General features: G+C 70.5%; 16 protein-coding genes and 2 pseudogenes. 6 read left to right on the top strand and 12 right to left on the bottom strand.

The window, feature by feature from the left end; translation table 11 throughout:
• Positions 1–42: 42 nt before the first annotated feature.
• From ACH47Z_RS13085 to ACH47Z_RS13100, 4 genes are all read right to left on the bottom strand, one after another.
• A complete protein-coding gene (locus ACH47Z_RS13085; RefSeq protein WP_399073295.1) occupies positions 43–1,404 on the bottom strand; it encodes an FtsW/RodA/SpoVE family cell cycle protein in 1,362 nt (453 codons plus the stop codon).
• A 121-nt stretch (positions 1,405–1,525) separates the two neighbouring features.
• Positions 1,526–2,710 (bottom strand): ATP-binding protein, encoded by a 1,185-nt coding sequence (locus ACH47Z_RS13090; protein WP_399073411.1) that lies wholly within the window; start codon positions 2,708–2,710, stop codon positions 1,526–1,528.
• A gap of 62 nt (positions 2,711–2,772) precedes the next feature.
• The gene (locus ACH47Z_RS13095) at positions 2,773–3,513 is read right to left on the bottom strand and encodes a hypothetical protein (protein WP_399073296.1); all 741 of its coding nucleotides are present in this window, start codon (positions 3,511–3,513) and stop codon (positions 2,773–2,775) included.
• A gap of 137 nt (positions 3,514–3,650) precedes the next feature.
• Complete coding sequence (locus ACH47Z_RS13100; RefSeq protein ID WP_399073297.1) at positions 3,651–4,160, bottom strand: dual specificity protein phosphatase family protein; 510 nt, start codon at positions 4,158–4,160, stop codon at positions 3,651–3,653.
• A gap of 100 nt (positions 4,161–4,260) precedes the next feature.
• Here ACH47Z_RS13100 and ACH47Z_RS13105 point away from each other — a divergent pair, with 100 nt between their 5' ends.
• On the top strand, positions 4,261–5,064 hold the full coding sequence (locus ACH47Z_RS13105; RefSeq protein WP_399073298.1) for a nuclease-related domain-containing protein: 804 nt from the start codon (positions 4,261–4,263) through the stop codon (positions 5,062–5,064).
• Positions 5,065–5,068: 4 nt separating this feature from the next.
• Here ACH47Z_RS13105 and ligD read toward each other — a convergent pair whose 3' ends face one another.
• Complete coding sequence (gene ligD / locus ACH47Z_RS13110; RefSeq protein ID WP_399073299.1) at positions 5,069–5,953, bottom strand: non-homologous end-joining DNA ligase; 885 nt, start codon at positions 5,951–5,953, stop codon at positions 5,069–5,071.
• A gap of 66 nt (positions 5,954–6,019) precedes the next feature.
• Between ligD and ACH47Z_RS13115 the strand changes: the two genes are divergently transcribed.
• Positions 6,020–6,973 (top strand): Ku protein, encoded by a 954-nt coding sequence (locus ACH47Z_RS13115; RefSeq protein ID WP_399073300.1) that lies wholly within the window; start codon positions 6,020–6,022, stop codon positions 6,971–6,973.
• A 38-nt stretch (positions 6,974–7,011) separates the two neighbouring features.
• On the opposite strand, the gene ACH47Z_RS13120 is transcribed toward ACH47Z_RS13115, so the two are convergent.
• Positions 7,012–8,442 (bottom strand): alkaline phosphatase family protein, encoded by a 1,431-nt coding sequence (locus ACH47Z_RS13120; protein WP_399073301.1) that lies wholly within the window; start codon positions 8,440–8,442, stop codon positions 7,012–7,014.
• Positions 8,442–9,170 carry a hypothetical protein gene (locus ACH47Z_RS13125; RefSeq protein WP_399073302.1) on the bottom strand — a complete coding sequence of 243 codons (729 nt, stop codon included), beginning with the start codon at positions 9,168–9,170 and terminating at the stop codon, positions 8,442–8,444. Before ACH47Z_RS13125 ends, ACH47Z_RS13120 begins: the two co-directional genes overlap by 1 nt.
• A 213-nt stretch (positions 9,171–9,383) precedes the next feature.
• On the opposite strand from ACH47Z_RS13125, the gene ACH47Z_RS13130 reads away from it, so the two are divergent.
• The gene (locus ACH47Z_RS13130; protein WP_399073303.1) at positions 9,384–10,220 is read left to right on the top strand and encodes a BTAD domain-containing putative transcriptional regulator; all 837 of its coding nucleotides are present in this window, start codon (positions 9,384–9,386) and stop codon (positions 10,218–10,220) included.
• Between the two features lie 51 nt (positions 10,221–10,271).
• Here ACH47Z_RS13130 and ACH47Z_RS13135 read toward each other — a convergent pair whose 3' ends face one another.
• From ACH47Z_RS13135 to ACH47Z_RS13145, 3 genes and pseudogenes are all read right to left on the bottom strand, one after another.
• Positions 10,272–11,498 carry an MFS transporter gene (locus tag ACH47Z_RS13135; protein ID WP_399073304.1) on the bottom strand — a complete coding sequence of 409 codons (1,227 nt, stop codon included), beginning with the start codon at positions 11,496–11,498 and terminating at the stop codon, positions 10,272–10,274.
• A 103-nt stretch (positions 11,499–11,601) separates the two neighbouring features.
• Positions 11,602–12,015 (bottom strand): DNA-binding protein, encoded by a 414-nt coding sequence (locus tag ACH47Z_RS13140; protein WP_399073305.1) that lies wholly within the window; start codon positions 12,013–12,015, stop codon positions 11,602–11,604.
• A pseudogene (locus ACH47Z_RS13145) lies at positions 12,012–12,215 on the bottom strand (CopG family transcriptional regulator); the annotation flags it as partial. The pseudogene ACH47Z_RS13145 and the gene ACH47Z_RS13140, both read right to left, overlap by 4 nt.
• Positions 12,216–12,547: 332 nt before the next feature.
• Between ACH47Z_RS13145 and ACH47Z_RS13150 the strand changes: the two are divergent.
• Positions 12,548–13,981: an ATP-binding protein gene (locus tag ACH47Z_RS13150; RefSeq protein ID WP_399073306.1), complete on the top strand. Its 1,434-nt coding sequence runs from the start codon at positions 12,548–12,550 to the stop codon at positions 13,979–13,981.
• Between the two features lie 334 nt (positions 13,982–14,315).
• On the opposite strand, the gene ACH47Z_RS13155 is transcribed toward ACH47Z_RS13150, so the two are convergent.
• The gene (locus ACH47Z_RS13155; RefSeq protein ID WP_399073307.1) at positions 14,316–14,822 is read right to left on the bottom strand and encodes a hypothetical protein; all 507 of its coding nucleotides are present in this window, start codon (positions 14,820–14,822) and stop codon (positions 14,316–14,318) included.
• A gap of 206 nt (positions 14,823–15,028) precedes the next feature.
• Here ACH47Z_RS13155 and ACH47Z_RS13160 point away from each other — a divergent pair.
• Both ACH47Z_RS13160 and ACH47Z_RS13165 read left to right on the top strand, forming a co-directional pair.
• Positions 15,029–15,310 (top strand): annotated as a pseudogene (locus ACH47Z_RS13160) (site-specific integrase); the annotation flags it as partial.
• Between the two features lie 255 nt (positions 15,311–15,565).
• On the top strand, positions 15,566–16,267 hold the full coding sequence (locus tag ACH47Z_RS13165) for a type 1 glutamine amidotransferase domain-containing protein (RefSeq protein WP_399073308.1): 702 nt from the start codon (positions 15,566–15,568) through the stop codon (positions 16,265–16,267).
• Between the two features lie 299 nt (positions 16,268–16,566).
• Here the strand turns inward: ACH47Z_RS13165 and ACH47Z_RS13170 are convergent, their stop codons facing one another.
• Positions 16,567–17,796 carry a S8 family serine peptidase gene (locus ACH47Z_RS13170; RefSeq protein WP_399073309.1) on the bottom strand — a complete coding sequence of 410 codons (1,230 nt, stop codon included), beginning with the start codon at positions 17,794–17,796 and terminating at the stop codon, positions 16,567–16,569.
• Positions 17,797–18,350: the final 554 nt, after the last annotated feature.

The raw sequence follows: 18,350 nt of genomic DNA on the forward strand, positions 1-18,350 counted from the left end.
GCCGCCCGCCCTCGGGAAAGCCGCCGTAGTCGCCGTGGTCGGTCACGGGGCCTCCCGCCCGTCGTACTGGCTGCGCGCCGAGTCGCTCACCCGGATCAGCAGGGCCACGATCGCCCAGTTGGTGACCACCGAGGAGCCGCCCTGGGCGAGGAACGGCATCGCCATGCCGGTCAGCGGGATCAGCCCGGTCACCCCGCCCGCGATCACGAACACCTGGAGGGCGAGGAGCGCGGCGAGCCCTACGGCGAGGAGCCGGCCGAACGGCTCGCGCAGGGCGAGGCCCGCCCGGAAGCCGCGCTCCACCAGCAGCGCGTACAGCAGGACGATCGCGGCGAGCCCGGCGAGCCCCAGCTCCTCGCCCGCCGTGGCCAGGATGAAGTCCGACTTCACGGCGAAGCCGATCAGCACCGAGTGCCCGAGCCCGAGCCCGGTGCCGAGCACCCCGCCGGCCGCGAACGCGAACAGCGACTGGGAGAGCTGGTTGGGGCCGATCCCGGCGTCGATCGTGTGGAACGGATGCAGCCAGTCCTCGATCCGCCCGCCCACATGCGGCTCGAACCGGCCGACGACATAGGCGCCCAGTACCGCCAGCAGCAGCCCGACCGCGATCCAGCCGGTGCGTCCCGTGGCGACGTACAGCAGGACCACGAACAGCCCGAAGAACAGCAGCGAGGTGCCCAGGTCCCGCTCCAGGACCAGGACACCGACGCTCAGCAGCCAGATGGTGACGATCGGGCCGAGCACCCGCCCGGTCGGGAACTGCAGCTTCCACAGCCGGCGGCCGGTGTACGCGAGCGCGTTGCGGTTGGCGGCGAGATAGGCGGCGAAGAACACCGCGAGCAGCACCTTCGCGAACTCGCCCGGCTGGATGGAGAATCCGGCGATCCGGATCCAGATGCGGGCGCCGTTGACGGCCGGGAAGAGGATCGGCAGCGCGAGCAGGCCGAGCGCGGCGGCCACGCACACGTACGCGTACCGCTGGAGCACCCGGTGGTCGCGCAGCACCAGCACGACGGCGATGAACAGCGCCACGCCCAGGGTGGACCACACCAGCTGGGCGGGAGCCGCCCGGTCGCCCGGTGTCTCCAGGTCCAGCCGGTAGATCAGGACCAGGCCGAGCCCGTTGAGCAGCACCCCGATCGGCAGCAGCAGCGGATCGGCGTACGGCGCCCGCAGCCGTACGGCGAGATGCGCGCACAGGGCGAGCACCCCGAGCCCGGCGCCGTAACCGGCGGCGCCGGGCGGGACGGTGCCGGTCCGCGCGAGCCCGACCGCGCAGTAGCCGTGCACGGACAGCAGGACGGCCAGCACGATCAGGGCGAGTTCGATGCCACGGCGCCGGGGGAGGCGTACGGCGGGTGCGGGAGTCTGCGCCGCCGCCCGGGTGGTTGCGGCCTTGGTCATGCCCGGAACCTACCCAAACAGGGCGTCTTGCCGGCTGGGGACGCGCCCCAAAGGGGCGCGGGGAACTGCGCGAGCAACCACACCGGACCCGCACTCCGAGGACGACAGTCAGCCCCGAGCTCTACCGCTCCTCAGCCACAGGCAAGATCAGCGTGGCAATGGCCCCGCCGTCAACGGCATTGGCGAACGTCAGCCGCGCGCACAGCACCTCCGCCTGCCCCACCGCGATGGTCAGCCCCAACCCGTGTCCGGTCGCCCCACCCTCCGTGCGAAACCGCTGCGGACCGTGCGCCACCAGATACCGCGGATAGCCACTCCCGTGATCCCGCACGGTCACGACAGGCCCGTCCACCGTCAAAACCACCGGAGGGTCACCGTGCTTGTGCGCGTTGGCCACCAGATTCCCCAGCACCCGCTCCAGCCGCCGCCGGTCGGTCTCCACGCGCGCGCCCCGGACGATCCGCACCTCCGTGTCGGTGCCCGACGCCCGCACCACCCGCCGGGCCAGCGCCCCCAGCTCCTCGGTGCCCACGTCCAGCTTCTCCCGGCGGGTGTCGAGCCGGGAGATCTCCAGCAGGTCCTCGGTGAGCGTGCGCAGCGCCGCCACCCGGTCCCGCACCAGCTCCGTCGGCCGCCCCGGAGGGAGCAGCTCCGCCGCCGCGTGCAGCCCGGTCAGCGGGGTGCGCAGCTCGTGCGCCACGTCCGCGGTGAACCGCTGCTCGCTCAGCAGCTTGCTCTGCAGCGTGGAGGCCATGGTGTCCAGGGCCGCCGCGACCGCGGCCACCTCGTCCTGCGGCCGGGACGGGTCCTTGGTCAGCGGATCGTCCACGCGCGCGTCCAGGTCGCCCGTGCTGATCCGCCGGGCCACGCGCGCGGTGGCGTGCAGCCGCCGGGTCACCCGGGTCACCGCGAACACGCCGACCAGCACGGTCGCCCCGATCGCGAGCCCCGACGACCACAGGATCGAGTTGTCGAGCCCGGTGATGGTGCGGGCCTGCTGGGAGTAGTCGATCTCCACGGCCAGCGCCCGGCGCCCGGTCGTCGGGCCCGCCGCCCACATGGTCGGGTGCCCCCTGTGCGTGGAGACGATCGTGCCGCGCCGGCCGGACACCGCCAGCCTCCGCAGCGCGGGCGGCAGCCCCTCGGGGTCGACCCCGGTGCCCGGCGGCAGCGCGTCCCCGGCCTCGTACTCCTCGGTGGCGTCGGCGAGGCGGGACAGGGCCTGGTCACGGGCCTGGTCGACGGTCTGGTCGGTCACCGAGACATGCACCAGCACACCGAGCAGCGCGGCCAGCGCACAGCACATCACCGTGATGAACACGGCCGCCTTCACGGCGAGCGCCCCGGCCCACCGCGGCAGACCGGGCTTCACCGGGTGCCCGCCGAGGGAGACGAGGAGGGGGAGGGGGAGGGGGACGGCTTCTGGGCCTTGCGGCCGTCACCGGTGTGGAGGTACTCGTCGCGGGAGAACACCATCGACCGCTGCCCCGGGTCCCACACCCAGGTCGTGCGGTACTCGTAGCCGGAGACGTCCGCCGGGGAGCGCTCGATCAGCGAGCGCCCGGCCAGCTCCACCCCGAGGATCGCGTCGTTGTCGGCCAGCACCTGCACCAGACGGTGCTTCTCGACGGTGTAGACCCGTACCGCCGTCTGGTTGGTCGGGTAGAGCCGGAAGCCGAGCGTGAGGTCGTTGCGGCCGTCGCCCGTCAGGTCGCGGTAGTACGGCGTCAGCAGCGGGCAGCGCGCCTTGTCGCCGCCGGACCGGCAGTCCTTCAGCCGGTCCACGGTCGCGTGGTACGCCCCCTTCGAGCCGTAGTCGTCCGGCTCCGCCTTGATCTCCGCCTCGACCACGGCCACCAGGTCCACCTTGCGGATGTCGTCCTTGGGGACCTTGACGCCCTTGACGACCGACCTGGTCGCCACGGCGTAGGGGTAGGCCGGGCTGGACGCCGGCCGGAGGTCGGGCCAGAGCTTGGCGGGACTGACCGCGGTCGGGGTCGGCCCGGCGGCCCGCAGTCCGCCCCGGTCGCCACAGCCCGCGGCCGTCAGCGACAGCAGGGCCACGGCGGCCACGGTGAGGGCGGTGCGCACGGGACGGCGGGCTGGCACGGGGCTCCTGAGGCTGCGGGGTCTGTTCGGGATCCCGTACACCTTATTCGCAGTTTCGTTTGTTCGTAGTTTCGTATTTTTCGTAGTTTGATCGGGAAGTGCTTTTTGCGCCCCCGGTGGCGGCGCTGGGAGAGAGGCTACTCGGCCAGTTCCTCCAGCAGCCGGACGGTCGGCAGTCCCGCGCGCAGGTACTCCACGAACAGCTCGTTGTGCAGCGCCCACGCCGAGCGCCGGGCCCGGATCAGCTGGATCGCCTCGTCGGCGGTGGCGTGGCCGCGCTGGACCAGGGCATGGGCGATGACCAGGCCCGACCGGTTGTACCCGTGGTAACAGCGCACGAGCACCCGGCGCCCGGCATCCAGCGCCTCGTTCACCGCCCGGGCCAGCCGCATCACCCCGGCGAGCTGCGTGCCGTCCAGCGGCCCGTCCGGAATGGGCCACACATGGTGCTCGACGCCCGGATCGGGCCCGTACCCCGGCAGTCGCAGCAGCGTCTGCACCACATCGAACTCGTCCCGTACGACGGCGGACTCCACCCGCCCGGAACGGCCCTGGAACTCGTGCCCGCCCATCCACAGACCGGGCACGATCTCGTTCCACGGGCGCTCCGGCGGCGGTACGTCGGGCTGCCTTCCGCGGATCCGCAACGGCGCCTCCCCAACTCCCCCTCGCAGGGCCGTCCTCCAAGGTAACCGGTCTTGCCCCGGGAGCACCCCGCCTGTTCCCATGGTCGAGGGGTGATGGCGCATGAACGCACTGCGCGTGGTGCCGGCCTATCGGCACGGACACGAACGGCTGTACGTCTGCCGCCCGGACGGCAGCAACGTCGCCTGGTACGACCGGGAGGCGGGCCGGGTGAACCTGCTCGGCGAGGACAGCAGGGACGACGTACTCCAGGCCCTGAAGCCCTTCCTCACCGGCCCGGTGACCGTGGGCCCGCCCCCGGTCCCGACCCCCGCGGAACTGGCCCGGCTGACCCTGCACCCGGACGACGACCTGGCCCCCAACCGCCCCGGCGAGGCCCTCCTCGTCGCCCTCGACCGCGACCCCGGCCACGCCCACCGGCTGCGCCCCGACCCGCGCCGCCGCGCCCTGAGCGCCGAGCAGACCGTCGGCCAGGCCCTGGACGCCCTGGAGGGCGCCGGCTGGCACACCCTGCACTCCATAGCGCTGCCCGGCGGCGACCGCATCCACCATCTGCTGCTCGGCCCCGGCGGCCTGTTCGCCGTCCACGCGCTGTACGCCCGCAAGACCCGCATCCTGGTCGCCGACCCGATGGTCACCGTGGGCCGCCGCGAGGCCGAGCCGCTGCTGCGCCGGCTGCGCGCGGACGCCGACCGCGCCTCCTACGCCCTGACCGCCGAGGTCCGCCCGGTCCTGGCCCTGGCGGGGCCCGCCGAGGTGACGGTGACCGCCCAGCCGCGCGCGGTACGGATCCTGCAGGACACCGACCTGGCCGACCTGGCCCGGCTGGGCGGGGTGCTGAAGCCGGCGGACGTGGAGGCCCTGCACGGGATGGCACGGGACCGGAACACATGGGCGAGGGTGTAGGGGCTCAGCGGGGCAGCGGGGCGGCCGTGCCGGCGTCCAGCAGGGGAGCCATGAGGTCCCCGTGGTCCTGGAGGCGCGGGGCCATGTCGCCGGCCTGGAACTCCAGCTGCCCGGGGCTGCGGCAGTCCGCGACCTCCTCCCAGGTGACCGGAGCGGACACGAGGGGGAACGGGCGGGCGCGCAGGGTGTAGGGCGTGGCCGTGGTCTTGCGCGCGGCGTTCTGGCTCCAGTCGACGAACACCTTCCCGGGCCGCAGGCTCTTGGTCATCCGGTGCACCACCAGCCGGGGCATCGCCCGCTCGGCCTCGACGGCCAGCTCTTTGGCGTACGCGCTCGCGTCGTCGGGCGACCCCCCGCGCACGGCCGCCAGCAGATGCAGCCCCTTCGACCCGGCCGTCTTCGCACACGCCTCGATCCCGTCCGCCGCGAGCCGCTCCCGCAGCCACAGGGCCACCTCGCAGCAGTGGACGACGGTCGCCGGCGGCCCGGGGTCGAGGTCGAAGACCAGCCGGTCGGCCTGCTCGGGGTCCCGTACCAGCCACTGATGCGTATGGAACTCGGTGACGAGATTCGCCGCCCAGACGAGACTGGCCAGATCCTGTACGACGACCATCCGGGCCGGCCCCTCCGACCGCGTGACCTCGGCGGTGGTGACCCACTCGGGCGTACCCGGCGGCACGTTCTTGGTGAAGAACAACTGCCCCTCCGGACCGTCCGGATAGCGCAGGAACGACACGGCCCGGTCGCGCAGATGCGGCAGCAGTACGTCGGCGCTGGTCGCGTAGTAGTGCACCAGCTCCGCCTTGGTGAAGCCGGTCTGCGGATACAGCACCTTCTCCAGGTTGCTGAGCGCGACCCGCCGCCCCTCCACCTCCGTGATAGGCGTCATAGGATGACAATCCCAGATAAATGGTTGAAACAATCGCAATTCGTACCGGAAGGGCGGGTGCGGCACGTGCGGTCGATATGGAACGGCGCGATCTCCTTCGGTCTGGTCAGCATCCCGATCAAGCTGGTGAACGCCACGGAGAGCCACACGATCTCCTTCCGCCAGATCCACACCGAGGACGGCGGCCGCATCCGCTACCGCAAGTTCTGCGAACTGGAGGAGCGGGAGGTCAGCGGCGCGGAGATCGGCAAGGGGTACGAGGACGCGGACGGCACGATCATCCCGATCAGCGACGAGGACCTCTCCCACCTGCCCATCCCTACCGCCCGCACGATCGAGATCGTGGCCTTCGTACCGGCCGACCGCATCGACCCGCTCCAGATGGACGCGGCGTACTACCTGGCGGCGAGCGGAGCCCCGGCGGCGAAGCCGTACACCCTGCTCCGGGAGGCCCTGAAACGCAGCAACAAGGTCGCCATCGCGAAGTACGCCCTGCGCGGCCGCGAACGGCTCGGCATGCTGCGGGTGGTCGACGACGCCATCGCCATGCACGGTCTGCTCTGGCCGGACGAGGTACGCGCGCCGCAGGGGGTGGCCCCCGAGGTCGAGGTCACCATCCGCGACAAGGAGCTGGACCTCGCCGACGCCCTGATGGACACCCTCGGCGAGGTGGACCTGGCGGACCTGCACGACGAGTACCGGACGGCCCTGGAGGAGGTCATCGCCGCGAAGGCCTCCGGCGAGGCCCCACCGGAGGCTCCCGCCCCGGCCGCCGGCAAGGTCCTCGACCTGATGGCAGCCCTGGAGAACAGCGTCCGGGCGGCGAGGGAATCACGCGGCGAGGTCCCTGCCGGGGGCGAGGCCGAGGTGCGGCGGCTGCCGAGAAAGACGGCGGCACCGAAGAAGACGGCTGCCGCCAAGAAGACGGCGGCCAAGTCCGCGGCGAAGAAGACGACGGCCAAGTCCACGGCGAAGAAGACGACGACGAAGAAGGCGGCGTCCCGCAAACGGTCGGCTTGAGGGCGATCGCGCCCGCGTCCTCGCTGACCTCCTGAACCTCACTCGGTGTGGGCGCGGATGAACGCGTCGTACGCCTCGGGTGTCGGCTCGGCGGGGAGCGGCCGGTACAGGTCGTGCGGGCCCGGGACGAGCTGGCGGGCGACGAGGTCGGCGTGGATCTGCTGGAGGTGGGAGATCTCGCCGGCGTTCGGGTCGACCGCCGCCGGCGCGGGCGCGGTCACGTTCGCGAGGACGTCGTCGGTGCGGGGCGTGGTGAGGGTGAGCACGTCTCCGAGGCCCGTGGCCGCGGCGTCCCGCCGGGTGAGCGCGGGCAGCGACCAGCGCTCTTCGAGGGTCTTGAGGATGCTGGTGTGATCCAGCGGAGTCGCGTTGCCGGCGGCGCGGAACACGATGCCCCGGTCGATCAGCGGGGACACCAGCACGGTCGGCACCCGGACACCGAAGCGGCCGAAGTCGAAGCCGAACTCGCCCGCGGTACCGTCCCCGGGCGCGGTGGCCGTGGCCGGGGGCGGGACGTGGTCGTAGCACCCGCCGTGTTCGTCGTAGGTGATGATCAGGAGCGTGCTGTCCCAGGCCGGGCTGTCGCGCAGGGCGCGGTACACCTGCTGGATGAACCGTTCGCCCTTGGCCACGTCGTTGACCGGGTGTTCGCTGCTGCCGGTGGCCTCCCAGCTGGGCTCGAGGAAGGTGAAGGCGGGCAGTGCTCCCGCTCCGGCAGCGGTCTGGAAGTCGGTGAACACGCCGAAGTGGTCGGCGGTGGCGCTGTGGATGTCGGGGAAGTTTCCCCTGGTCAGAGGGTCATTGACGTTGCCGTACACCTTCCAGTCGATGCCTTGCCCGCTGAGCAGGCCGAAGATGCTCGGGCAGGTGAAGGTGTGGGTGTGGTCGTCCATGTGGCCCTGGCTGGTGCCGGCGCAGGCGAACGCGCGGTTCGGCATCGTCTCGGTCGGCGCCGGGCTGAACCAGTGGTCGCAGACGGCGTAGCCGCCGGCCAGGGCGGACAGGACGGGCAGACTCGCGGGCGTGTGGCAGCGCATGATGTCGGCGTCGGTGGTGCCCGGGATGATCGTCGGCCGGTGGCCGGGCGGGTTCCGTTTCACCTGCTGGGCCCGCAGGACCAGGGTGTCGGCGAAGTTCGTGACGAAGCCGTTCATGGTCGCCGTCGGCGGTGACGGCGGGGTGAGCGAGCCGAAGAGCTGTGCGTTGGTCGGCCGGTAGCCCTCGCCCGGATTCGCGCCCGGCGTGAAGTAGGCGTGCGGATCGGTCGGTTGGATGCGGCTGACCTTGACGGGCTGGCCCTGATTGTCGGGGTTGGACTCCGTGCCGGTCAGCCCTTCGTAGGGCTGACCGGAGGCGGAGACGTTGCCCTGGTCGGTGTAGAGGAAGCCGAGCAGATGGTCGAACGAGCGGTTCTCCAGCATGAGCACCACGAGGTGCCGCATGGCCGAGAGCTGGTTGCCGTCCGACATCACTGCCGCCCGCGGCTCGGCAGCCACTGGTCCCGCGGTGTCGTACGACGCTCACGCCGGCTGCCGACACGCGGCCGGTCGGCGTAGCGGGCCGCGACCACCTCGGCGGTCACCTGCTGCCATCCGGTGCCCTTCGTGACGTCGAAGACGCCGATGTAGCCACCGGGCAGGAGTTCGAGGGGGTTCTTGATGTGCTCGCGGTAGTCGAACCGCGTCCCGTTGGCGGGCCGGTTCGGCTCGAACCAGGCCGGGAAGACGAAGTCGCTCACCAGCGTGCCATCGATGTCGTAGGCGTTGGCGTCGGCCTCGCAGGCGTCGGCGACCTCGAGGGCGTACAGCTTGCCGGTGGTCGCGGTCGGCTGGTCGAACACCACGCGGTTGATGTCGGGGTCCGCGAGCATCTCGAGGAGTTCGTGACTGGCCGTTACGGTCCACTGCTCGCCGAACTGTATGTCGGTGCCCGCGAACACCTTGCCGAGCGGCATGAAGTTCGTGGTGAGGTCGTGGTAGCCCAGGGCGCCGGCCTGGTCGGAGTTGTCCAGCACCACCAGCCACCAGGAGTCCTCGGAGAGCTTGTCGCTGGACACGTACGACAGTTGGGCGTCGGTTCCCCAGGCCGGGGCGAAGTGTTCGGTGACCTGCTTCTGCAGGGCCGGTACCACGGCCGCGACCTCGCCGTCGCTCAGGACCGTGCTCTCGTTGGTCACTTGGATTTTGATGTTCGGCATGACTCCTCCAGTCCTGCGGAACGTGGAAGGTGAATGGGCATGGACCACGTCGCCAACTATCGGGCGGCGGGCGTGACGGTGGCGTGACCGCGACGCGACCTCGTGCGTCACGGGGATGAGGACCCTGATGCCCATGGCATATTTCGACAGGCCGGGCTCGGCGCCGCAAAATGGAGACGTAGACGTGTACCGCCGAGGAGTTCGATTGCGGCGATGGCGATACAGAAGGTGGCCGGCCGCGGTGCGGCCGGGGCGGCAGCCCCGGCGGAGGACGTGCGACGTTCCGCCGTGACCTGGCCCGACGGAACGTGTGGTCTGGCCGGGGTGGAGGCCGAGGCGGCGCATCTCGTCGTGCTGGGCGGCTTCGCCCTGATGGTCGACGACCAGCCGGTGCAGCTCCCGTCCGGCTCGGAACGGTTGCTGGCGTTCGTCGCGCTGTGCTGCCGGGCGGCCGTGCCCCGGGGCCTGATCGCCGGCACCCTGTGGCCGGACGCTCCCGAGTGCCGCGCCCACGCCAGCCTCAGATCCGCCCTGTCCCGCCTGCACGACATGGGCAGGCTGGCACTCGACGTGGGACCGGGCGAGGTCGGCCTCGCCCGCGACGTGAGCGTGGACCTCCACCAGGGCAGACAGCTGGCCCACCGGATACTCCAGGGCCCGGCGGAGACGGCCTGGCAGATGCCCCCCGACGCGATCGAGGAGCTCTCACTGGACCTGCTGCCCGGCTGGTACGACGACTGGGCCATGCTGCGCGCGGAGGACTGGCGTCAGCTGCGCATACACGCCCTGGAAAGGCTCGCCGAAGCCTTCACCGCGGCCGGCCGCTACGCCGACGCGGTCGCCGCCGCCCACGCCGCGATCCGCGCCGACGCCCTGCGCGAGAGCAGCCAGTCATGCCTCATCCGGGCCCACCTGGCCGAAGGCAACCCGTCCGAGGCCCTGCGAGACTTCGAACGCTACGCCCGCCGCCTCCACACCGAACTGGGCCTGTCCCCGACCATGCACCTGCGCAGCCTCGTACCGGGGCTGAGAGCGGTGACGTTCCGGTGACGGGTCACCCCGGCGGCGGCTGATCGTCGTCCATCGATCAGACCGCCGGCGTCAGCCGCGCTCGACGAAACCGTCCTGCGCCGCCGTGTCCGGGCGGCGGGCCTGTGCCGTCCTTACCGAAGGCGGCAGCCGCCGTCCGCCGAGCAGGACCGCGCAGGCCCCGATGGTCAGCAGCCCGCCCACGAGGAAGATGCCACGCACCCCGGCGAGCGGCAGGAACAGTCCCCCGAGCGCGGCGCCCGCCGCGATACCGGCGTTGTAGGCACCGGAGTTGGCCGCGAGGGCCATCTCCGTGCGGCCCGGTGCACAGCGCAGCATCTCGTTCTGGGTGGCCATGAACACGGGCCCGAGCGAACCGCCCAGCAGCGCCAGGAACGCCACCGCCGCCACCGGAGCGGAGCCGGCCGTGTACAGGCCGAGCAGCCCCGCCGCCTGGGCGGCCACGGCGGTCGCGAGGGCCCCGCGCGGGTGGCGGTCCAGCAGCGCCCCGGTGATGCTCACCCCGACCACGCCCGAGACACCGGAGACCGCCAGCAGCGCGCTGACCGTGCCCGGGGAGAACCCGCTCACCTCGCCCAGGAACCTCACGATGTACGTGTATCCCGCGAACGCCCCGGTGGCGGACAGGGTCGTGGTCGCCAGCACGATCCCGAACCGGCGGGCGTCGGGAGCGGTCCCGTGGGCGGCGTGCCCCTCCTCCGGACGCGAGGTCGGCAGCAGCACGGCGATCGTCACGAGAGAGACGAGGCCCAGACCCGCCAGGACCGCGAGCGGCACCGGCCAGTCGCTCTGCTGGCCCAGCCAGGTCCCGGCGGGAACACCGAGCACCAGGGCGAGCGAACCCGCGACGGACAGCGCCCCGACCACCCGCCCGCGCACCTCGGGCGGGAACAGGCCCACCGCGACCGGCCCCGTCACCGCCCAGAACAGAGCCTGGGCGAGCGCGGTCAGCAGCCGGGCGGCGAGCAGCATCCAGTAGGAGGTGGCCAACGCCGACACCAGACTGGACACGACGAGCGCGGCCAGCAGCCCGGTCAGCACATGACGCCGCGGCACGGCCCGAGTGACGTGGGCCAACGGCAGGGACACCACGGCGACCGTCACGCCGTAACCGGTGATCAGGTAGCCGACCGCCGACAGGGACACCCGTAAGCCCTCGGAGATGAGCTCCAGAAGCCCGATCGGCAGGTTCTCCGCGGTATTGAAGGTGAAGGCGGCCAACATCAGCGCCACGAGCACCGCCGGCCTGCGCCAGCGAACCGGTTGTGCCGTCACCATGCGATCTCGTCCCGTCCTCGCCCGTCCCGCCCCACGACAGAGTCCCAGTTCATTCCTGCTCACAGCCGGCACATGACCGCACGGGATCGTGACGGCTGGTCGGTCAGACCTTGATGACGGTGACGCGACCGCCGCACAGCGCGGTGAGGTCCTCGGGACCGGAGGTGAGGATCGTGACCGGGCCGGGGGCGGCGAGGGCGGTCGCGGCGAGTATGGCGTCGATGGCGTGCCTGTGGCCGTGGAGGCCGGCGTCGGCGAGGAGGGCGGCAGCGTGGCGGGCGACGGGCTCGGAGACCGGTTCGACGACGAGCCGGGACAGGGTCCATTCGAGGGCCGGGCGGTTGATCCGGGGGTGGACGACTTCCACCAGGGTGGCGGCGGAGGTGATCACCCGTAGGTCATCGGCGCGGGCGAGGGCGAGCCAGGCGGTGACCGCGCGGTCGCGCAGGACGGCCTTGGCCAGTCCCTCACTGTCCAGGACGAGCACGCCGCCGGGGACGGCGGGGGAGCGGCTCACGCGTCCGCCCCGCCCTGCGCCCGCTCCCGGCGCGCCTGGTGCAGCTGGTCCCGCAGCGCCTGAACCTCCTCGTCCGTGACGGGCCCGTGCTCGGCCTCGGTGACGGCGATGAGTTCGTTGAGGTTGTCGCGCTCGATCTGGCGGGCGACGGCGGCGGCGACATAGGCGGAGAGGCCGGAAGGACCGCTGCGCGCCTTCGCCCTCTTCTATCGGCATCCGCCTGGTCAGCGCGTGATATCTGCTGATCCTCGGCGAGTGCCCCCGGCGGGGCGCTCGGGGCGTCGCTTGACCGCAGGGCCGGGTCCTGGCAGGAGCCGCAAGCTGGTCGTGCCGGACGGCGTGTGACCTGCGGGGATTCTCTGGTGGTGCCGATGTCGGCGCATCTGCCCAGGACTCGGAAGGGTTGACGGTGTGGCGCGCCCGCCCATGTCTTTCGACAAGGCTCACGCTGACATGGGAGGCAAGCTAGAATCTAAGGTAGATTCCATCTACGTAATATCGAAACTGCGTTTCGGTCGAGAGGGTGCTGCCTGTGGAATTCAAGGGGAGGGTGGCTGACCTGGATCTGCTGGCTCGACAGCTGGGCCTGGTGATCGAGGGCGCGGGCGCCACCCGCGGGCGGGCTGTGATCATGACTGGTCGGCGCCGGGTGGGGAAGTCTCGCCTGGTTCAGGAGTTCTGCGACCGGTCCCGGGTTCCGTACGTGGTCTTCCAGGCGACCCGGGGCCGCAACGCCGTGGCCGAGCGGGCGGACTTCACCGGGACGCTCGCCCAGTCCGCCCTACCGGGGGCGGAGCTGGTGGCCGGGCTGCAGGCCGCGGATTGGAATCAGGCGCTGCGCTCACTGGCCGTCGCGGTTCCGGACGACGCTCCGAGCATCGCGGTGATCGACGAGGTGCCGTGGTTGGTTGAGCAGGACGCGGAGTTCGAGGGGGCTCTGCAGACCGTCTGGGACCGTCACCTGTCCGCCAAGCCGGTTCTGCTCATCCTGGTCGGCAGCGACATGTCGGTGATGGAGGCGCTCCAGTCGTACGGCCGCCCGTTCTTCGGGCGGGCGGCGAAGATGACCGTACGGCCGCTGCACCTGGGCGATGTGCAGGCCATGACCGGGCTGGATGCGGCGGACGCGGTGGACGCGCTGCTGATCACGGGAGGCTTTCCGGAAATCGTCCAGTCGTGGCGGCCAGGGGTGGGCCGGGCCGACTTCCTGCGCGAGGCGGTGGCGAATCCGCTGTCTCCGCTACTGGTGGCGGGCGAGCTGTCGCTGCTGGGGGAGTTCCCCGAGGCGTCACACTCGCGGGCGGTGCTGGAGGCGGTGGGCAGCGGCGAGCGGACCTTCTCCACCATCGCTGCACAGGCCGGGGGAACAGGTGCCCTGCCATCGGGCACGCTGTCCCCGCTGCTGAACACCCTGCAGGCCAAGCGGGTTCTGGCGGCCGACCTGCCGCTGTCCGCGAAGGCCGACACCAAGAACAAGCGCTACCGCATCGCCGATCCGTATCTCCGTTTCTGGCTGGCCTTCCTGCAGCGGGGTATCCCGCTCATCGAGCGCGGCCGGGGCGATCTTGCCCTGGAGCGCATCGAGCGGTCCTGGACCACTTGGCGGGGGCGCGCGGTCGAGCCGCTCATCCGCGAGTCGCTGCTGCGGCTGTTGCCCGACGAGCGATGGCCGGAGACTGAAGCGGTCGGCGGCTGGTGGAACCGGCAGAACAACCCCGAGATCGACCTGGTCGGCACCGACCGTGAACCTGTGGCGGGCGCAGTGCACTTCGTCGGCTCCATCAAGTGGCTGGAGTCCCAGCCGTTTGGCCGGCGCGAATACGACGCCCTGGCTCGGGACGTACTCGCGGTGCCCGGTGCCGGGCCGGACACGCCGCTGGTCGCGGTGTCCCGCAGCGGTGTGGCCGGCAGTCTGCCGCTTGCGGCCCACTGGGGGCCTGAAGATCTGGTCCGCGCCTGGCAGTAACGGAGAGACGGTGAGGCATGGGGTACGCGGCTCAGGGTGCCCAGTGCCGGTACGCCTCCACCCAGGCCCCCCTCAGGCGCGGGTTCGGGCAGCGGTAGGCCGAGAAGGCCGATCGCCTGACGGTGTCGACCGCGTCTGCACAGGGCGACGATGCCGCTGCCGGACCGGAGCCGGACGGCGGTGACGGTTACGGTGACGCCGAGCACGGCTGTGTCGAACGGGAGGGCGAGGCGGTCCTCGATGACTGCATGGAGAGCGGCGAGTTGTTCGTACTCGTCGTAGGCATCGACCATCGCCTCCGCGACCATGGCGGCGAGTGCTGTGGTGGTGGGCCTCATCGTCCGTGGTGCCTTTCCGCGCGCAGGAGTTCCGCGAGGCGGGCGCCGACGGGGGTGATGCTTGGCAGGGGCTCGTGTGTGTAGTGACTCTTCTTGCGACGGCGCAGCAGTTCCTCCCCATCCCGCTCCCAGGTGAACGCGGGCCTGCGCAGGAGCGTGCGGAACACGGCGTCGGCGTTCTCGGGATGCCGCTGGACCAGGCGGCGGATGACCATGGGGGAGACGGAGTCGTCGTTCAGGCACTCCCGGAGCTGCGTCAGGTAGGTGCGGTTACGGGTCAGAGAGGGATCGGCGAAGAGTGCGTCGAGGGGGCCGAAGCCGGCGTAGTAGCAGATGCCTTCGGTCTCGTCACAGATCACAGCGACGTCGTCCGAGTCGAGAAGCTCTTCGGGCAGGCTGCTGAGTTCGTCAACCGAGGGCCCGCTGTTCCTCGCCCGCGCGGCGGCCTCGTCGTCAAGTTCGGCGAGGGCCTTCTCCTGCCGGTGACGGTGATACTCCCGCAACGGACTTGCGCCTCTGCCGGGTCCAGGACGAGCAGGTCGGTGCCGAACAGTTCGACGAAGTCGGAACGGGCTTCGGCCTGCATCTCCCAGGCCATGCGCAGCATCTCGGGATTGCGGTGCGGCAGCTGCGGATTGACAGCCAGAGTCTGGACGGCGGCCTGCGCCAACTCCGAACCGTCGCCGGGCGGGTAGGTGGTGAGGTTGCCGCTGGAGTGGTCGGCTCGTCCACGTACTACCGCGTGTGGCAGGAGGCCCGTGCGCTGGCGCTCCCGCCGGCCGCGGTCACCTCCCCGCTCGCTGCGCGTCCGTACGACCTACGGCACTCGGCGCTGTCGACCTGGCTCAACTCCGGCGTCGACCCGACCGAGGTCGCCGAGCGTGCGGGCAACAGCGTCGAGGTCCTGCTGAGCCGCTACGCGAAGTGCATCGACGGCCGACAAGAAATCGCCAACCGCAAGATCGAGGAGTTGTTGCGCGAGTACGAGTGAGCGAGTTGCCATCAGCACTAGGCCCCTGGACAGTCCAGGGGCCTTCGCCATTGCTGTGACTTGACTTTGCCGTGCCAAATCGATCGGTCTACGGTTGTTTTCGGGATCTCCCTGACGTCCGCACCCTCAGTCCATGAGGAGGTCGGACTCAGTGAGCGGCCTCGCTCTGACCGCGGAACGAAGGTCAAATGCCACGGCTTTCCAAGCCAAGGCGTCGTTCGGTAGGCGCAAACGACTAGAGCGAGAGAAGAGATCATGGCAGCGACGAAGAAGATCCTGGTGATCGTCACCAACGTCGGGGAGTACGAGAAAGTCGGCATGCGTACGGGGCTGTGGCTGGGGGAGCTCACTCACTTCTGGGACGTGGCTGCTGAGGGTGGTTACACCATGGACATCGCCAGTCCTCAGGGTGGCAAGATCCCGCTGGACCCTGAGAGCCTTTCCCATGAGGTTCTGGCGGAACTCGGCACCGAAAAGCGGTACCGGGACCGAGCGTTCATGGATCTCCTGGAAGACACGCGGAAGATTTCCAACGTGCGTCTCGACGACTACGACGCGATCTACCTCACGGGTGGACACGGAGTGATGTTCGATTTTCCGCAGACCCCTGAACTGGAAGAACTGATGGCGCGGTTCTATGAATCGGGACGCGTCGTGTCGACGGTCTGCCATGGAGGGACTGGTCTGCTGAATGTCGTCCTGAGTAACGGCGACCCCCTCGTGAAGGGGAAGAAGGTCACGGGCTTCTCCTGGCCCGAAGAGGAACTGGCGAATCGGGCAGACGCCGTCCCCTACAACCTGCAGCAGAGGCTGAAGGAACTCGGGGCCGACTACAGCACGGCAGACAAGCCCTTCGAGTCGTATGTGGTCGAGGACGGCCGGCTGATCACTGGACAGAACCCTGGTAGTGCCAGGGGAGTGGCGCAGGCGGTTCTGAGGCAATTGACCACGGCCTGAGAGCGACTCGGGCGGCCCCTTGGGCCGTGTCGGACGGCAGGTGGCCTCTCTCGTAAGCGGTTGATCCCGAAGGGCCGGCTGCTCTTCACGGCGAGGCACCGAACGCTTTGACACGTCAGGCAGTCCTCCCGTTTGCCTGGGCTGACCAGGGTGAACGCCCCATGATCCTGTCCACGGATAGTCCGCAGACCCTGTCACACGGCCACGTCCGGCGGCGGACGTCTGCTATACGAGCCGCCGTCCCGGCGCGGGGCGCGGCAGTGGTACGCCGGCGCCCGCGCCTCGGGGACAGGTTGCGGTCAGCCCGCCTTGGCGAGGGCCGGGACGAAGCGGGCCGCGTCGATCGTTCCGACACCGGTCGCCATGTCGTAGCCCTTTACCGCGATGTAGCCGGTGACTCCCGCGTAGCTGTTGTTCGTGCCGTCCTTCACGTCCACGATCCCGGTGGACGGGTTCGACGAGGACTGCGCGTACAGCGAGTAGAGCGCCTTGTGGATGTCCCCCAGCCGGTGCCCGGCAACCTGGTCGGCCAGGGCCACGATTCCTGCGAAGAGCGGGCTGGCCTCGCTGGTGCCGACGTAGACGTCCCAGCCGACCCGCTTCGGGTCGTAGCTGGAGTACACCCATCCGCCGCCCTTCAGGGAGGCGGACATGGAGACGTCCGGGGTGCTGCGGTGATTGCCGGCCACCCCGTTCTGATACGAGGGACGGGCGAAGACGTGGGACTGGCCGCCGCCGCTGGCGCCGTGGTCGTTGTAGACGCTGTCCGGCGCGGTGCGGTTGCCGTTGGCGTCCAGGTGCAGCTGGGTGCCGCCGACCGAGACCACCAGGGGGTCGTCGGTCGGCCAGGCGTTGACCCTGTACGGATAGGTGGTCTGGCCGTTCGAGGTGGTGTCGGTGGGTCCGCTGTCGCCGGAAGCGTCGGTGACGGTCACACCGTGCTTGGCCGCGTCCTTGTAGGCGTACCGCAGGTTCTGGATGCTGGAGTAGTCACCCTTGCTGAAGCCGGGGAAGTTGTTCTCCGCCACGCCCCAGCTCTGGCTGATCACATCGCCCACGCCGCGGTCGATGAGCGACTTCTCGGCGTCCATGACCTCCCGCAGGCCGGTGGTGCCGTCCCCGATCCGGCCGACCCCGGTCTCCGCCAGGACGATGTGCGCGTCCGGGGCGACGGCATGCGCCATCTCCACGTCGAGGGTGGTCTCCCCGGCCCAGCCGAGCTGGTCGGCGTCGCTGGGGTCGAAGCGCGGGACGTTGCCCCACTTGACCACGTCGACATGGGTGCTCTTGATACCGAACCGGGCGCTGTAGACATCCAGGTCCTTCTGGATGGTCGGCGAGCCGAACGGATCCACGATCACGATCGTGCGCCCCTTGCCGGTCACTCCTGCCTGGTACAGCGGGTTCAGGTTGTACGCCTGGCGGTACTGGATCGCGTTGTAGCAGTCGAACCCCCACTTCGCCCGGCACTGCGCAGTGCTCATCAGGCTGCCGGCCCCGCTCTGCGATTGCTGCCCGGACGCTGGCACGGGCTTGACTCCTTGAGCCGGTCGCACGGGTGCAGCGACGGCGACGGAACCAGACAAAAGCCCTGCTGTCGCTGCGAGACTGGTGAGGCTGGTGACCCAGGCTGCGGCGACCGCAGTGCGCCGCCGCGCATGAATCCTGCGCATAGATGCTCCTCGTAGTGGACTAGACCATGCTCGGCCGTGGTCTGCGATCCCACCGCGAGGCCGTCCGTGAGGCAAGGGATTGCTCCTGTGTGGCTTGTCACTGCTTCGTCCGCTTCGATCCCCTATGTCCATGCGCAGCGCGTCCCGCACGGCCTGGGCAACCCATCGACGGCGCGCATGCCGGCCTGGCTGTCGCACGGCTTCAGTCCAGGTGGCAGCGGGACCCTCGCGTGTTGGGTTGTCTCCTGCGCAGTCGCGACTGGTTCGGTGCCCGCTGTGTCGGCTTTATGAGATAGCTCGGCTCTGACCGCTTCATGAGATACGTCACGGTCTGGCCTCCGAAGAGCGGGCGACGCTTGAGCGGGATCGGGTGCCGCTGGAGCCGGACATGGCGCCACGCGCCCACGTGG

This window comes from Streptomyces sp. NPDC020192 (genome assembly GCF_044388685.1).
Classification (GTDB): Bacteria; Actinomycetota; Actinomycetes; order Streptomycetales; family Streptomycetaceae; genus Streptomyces.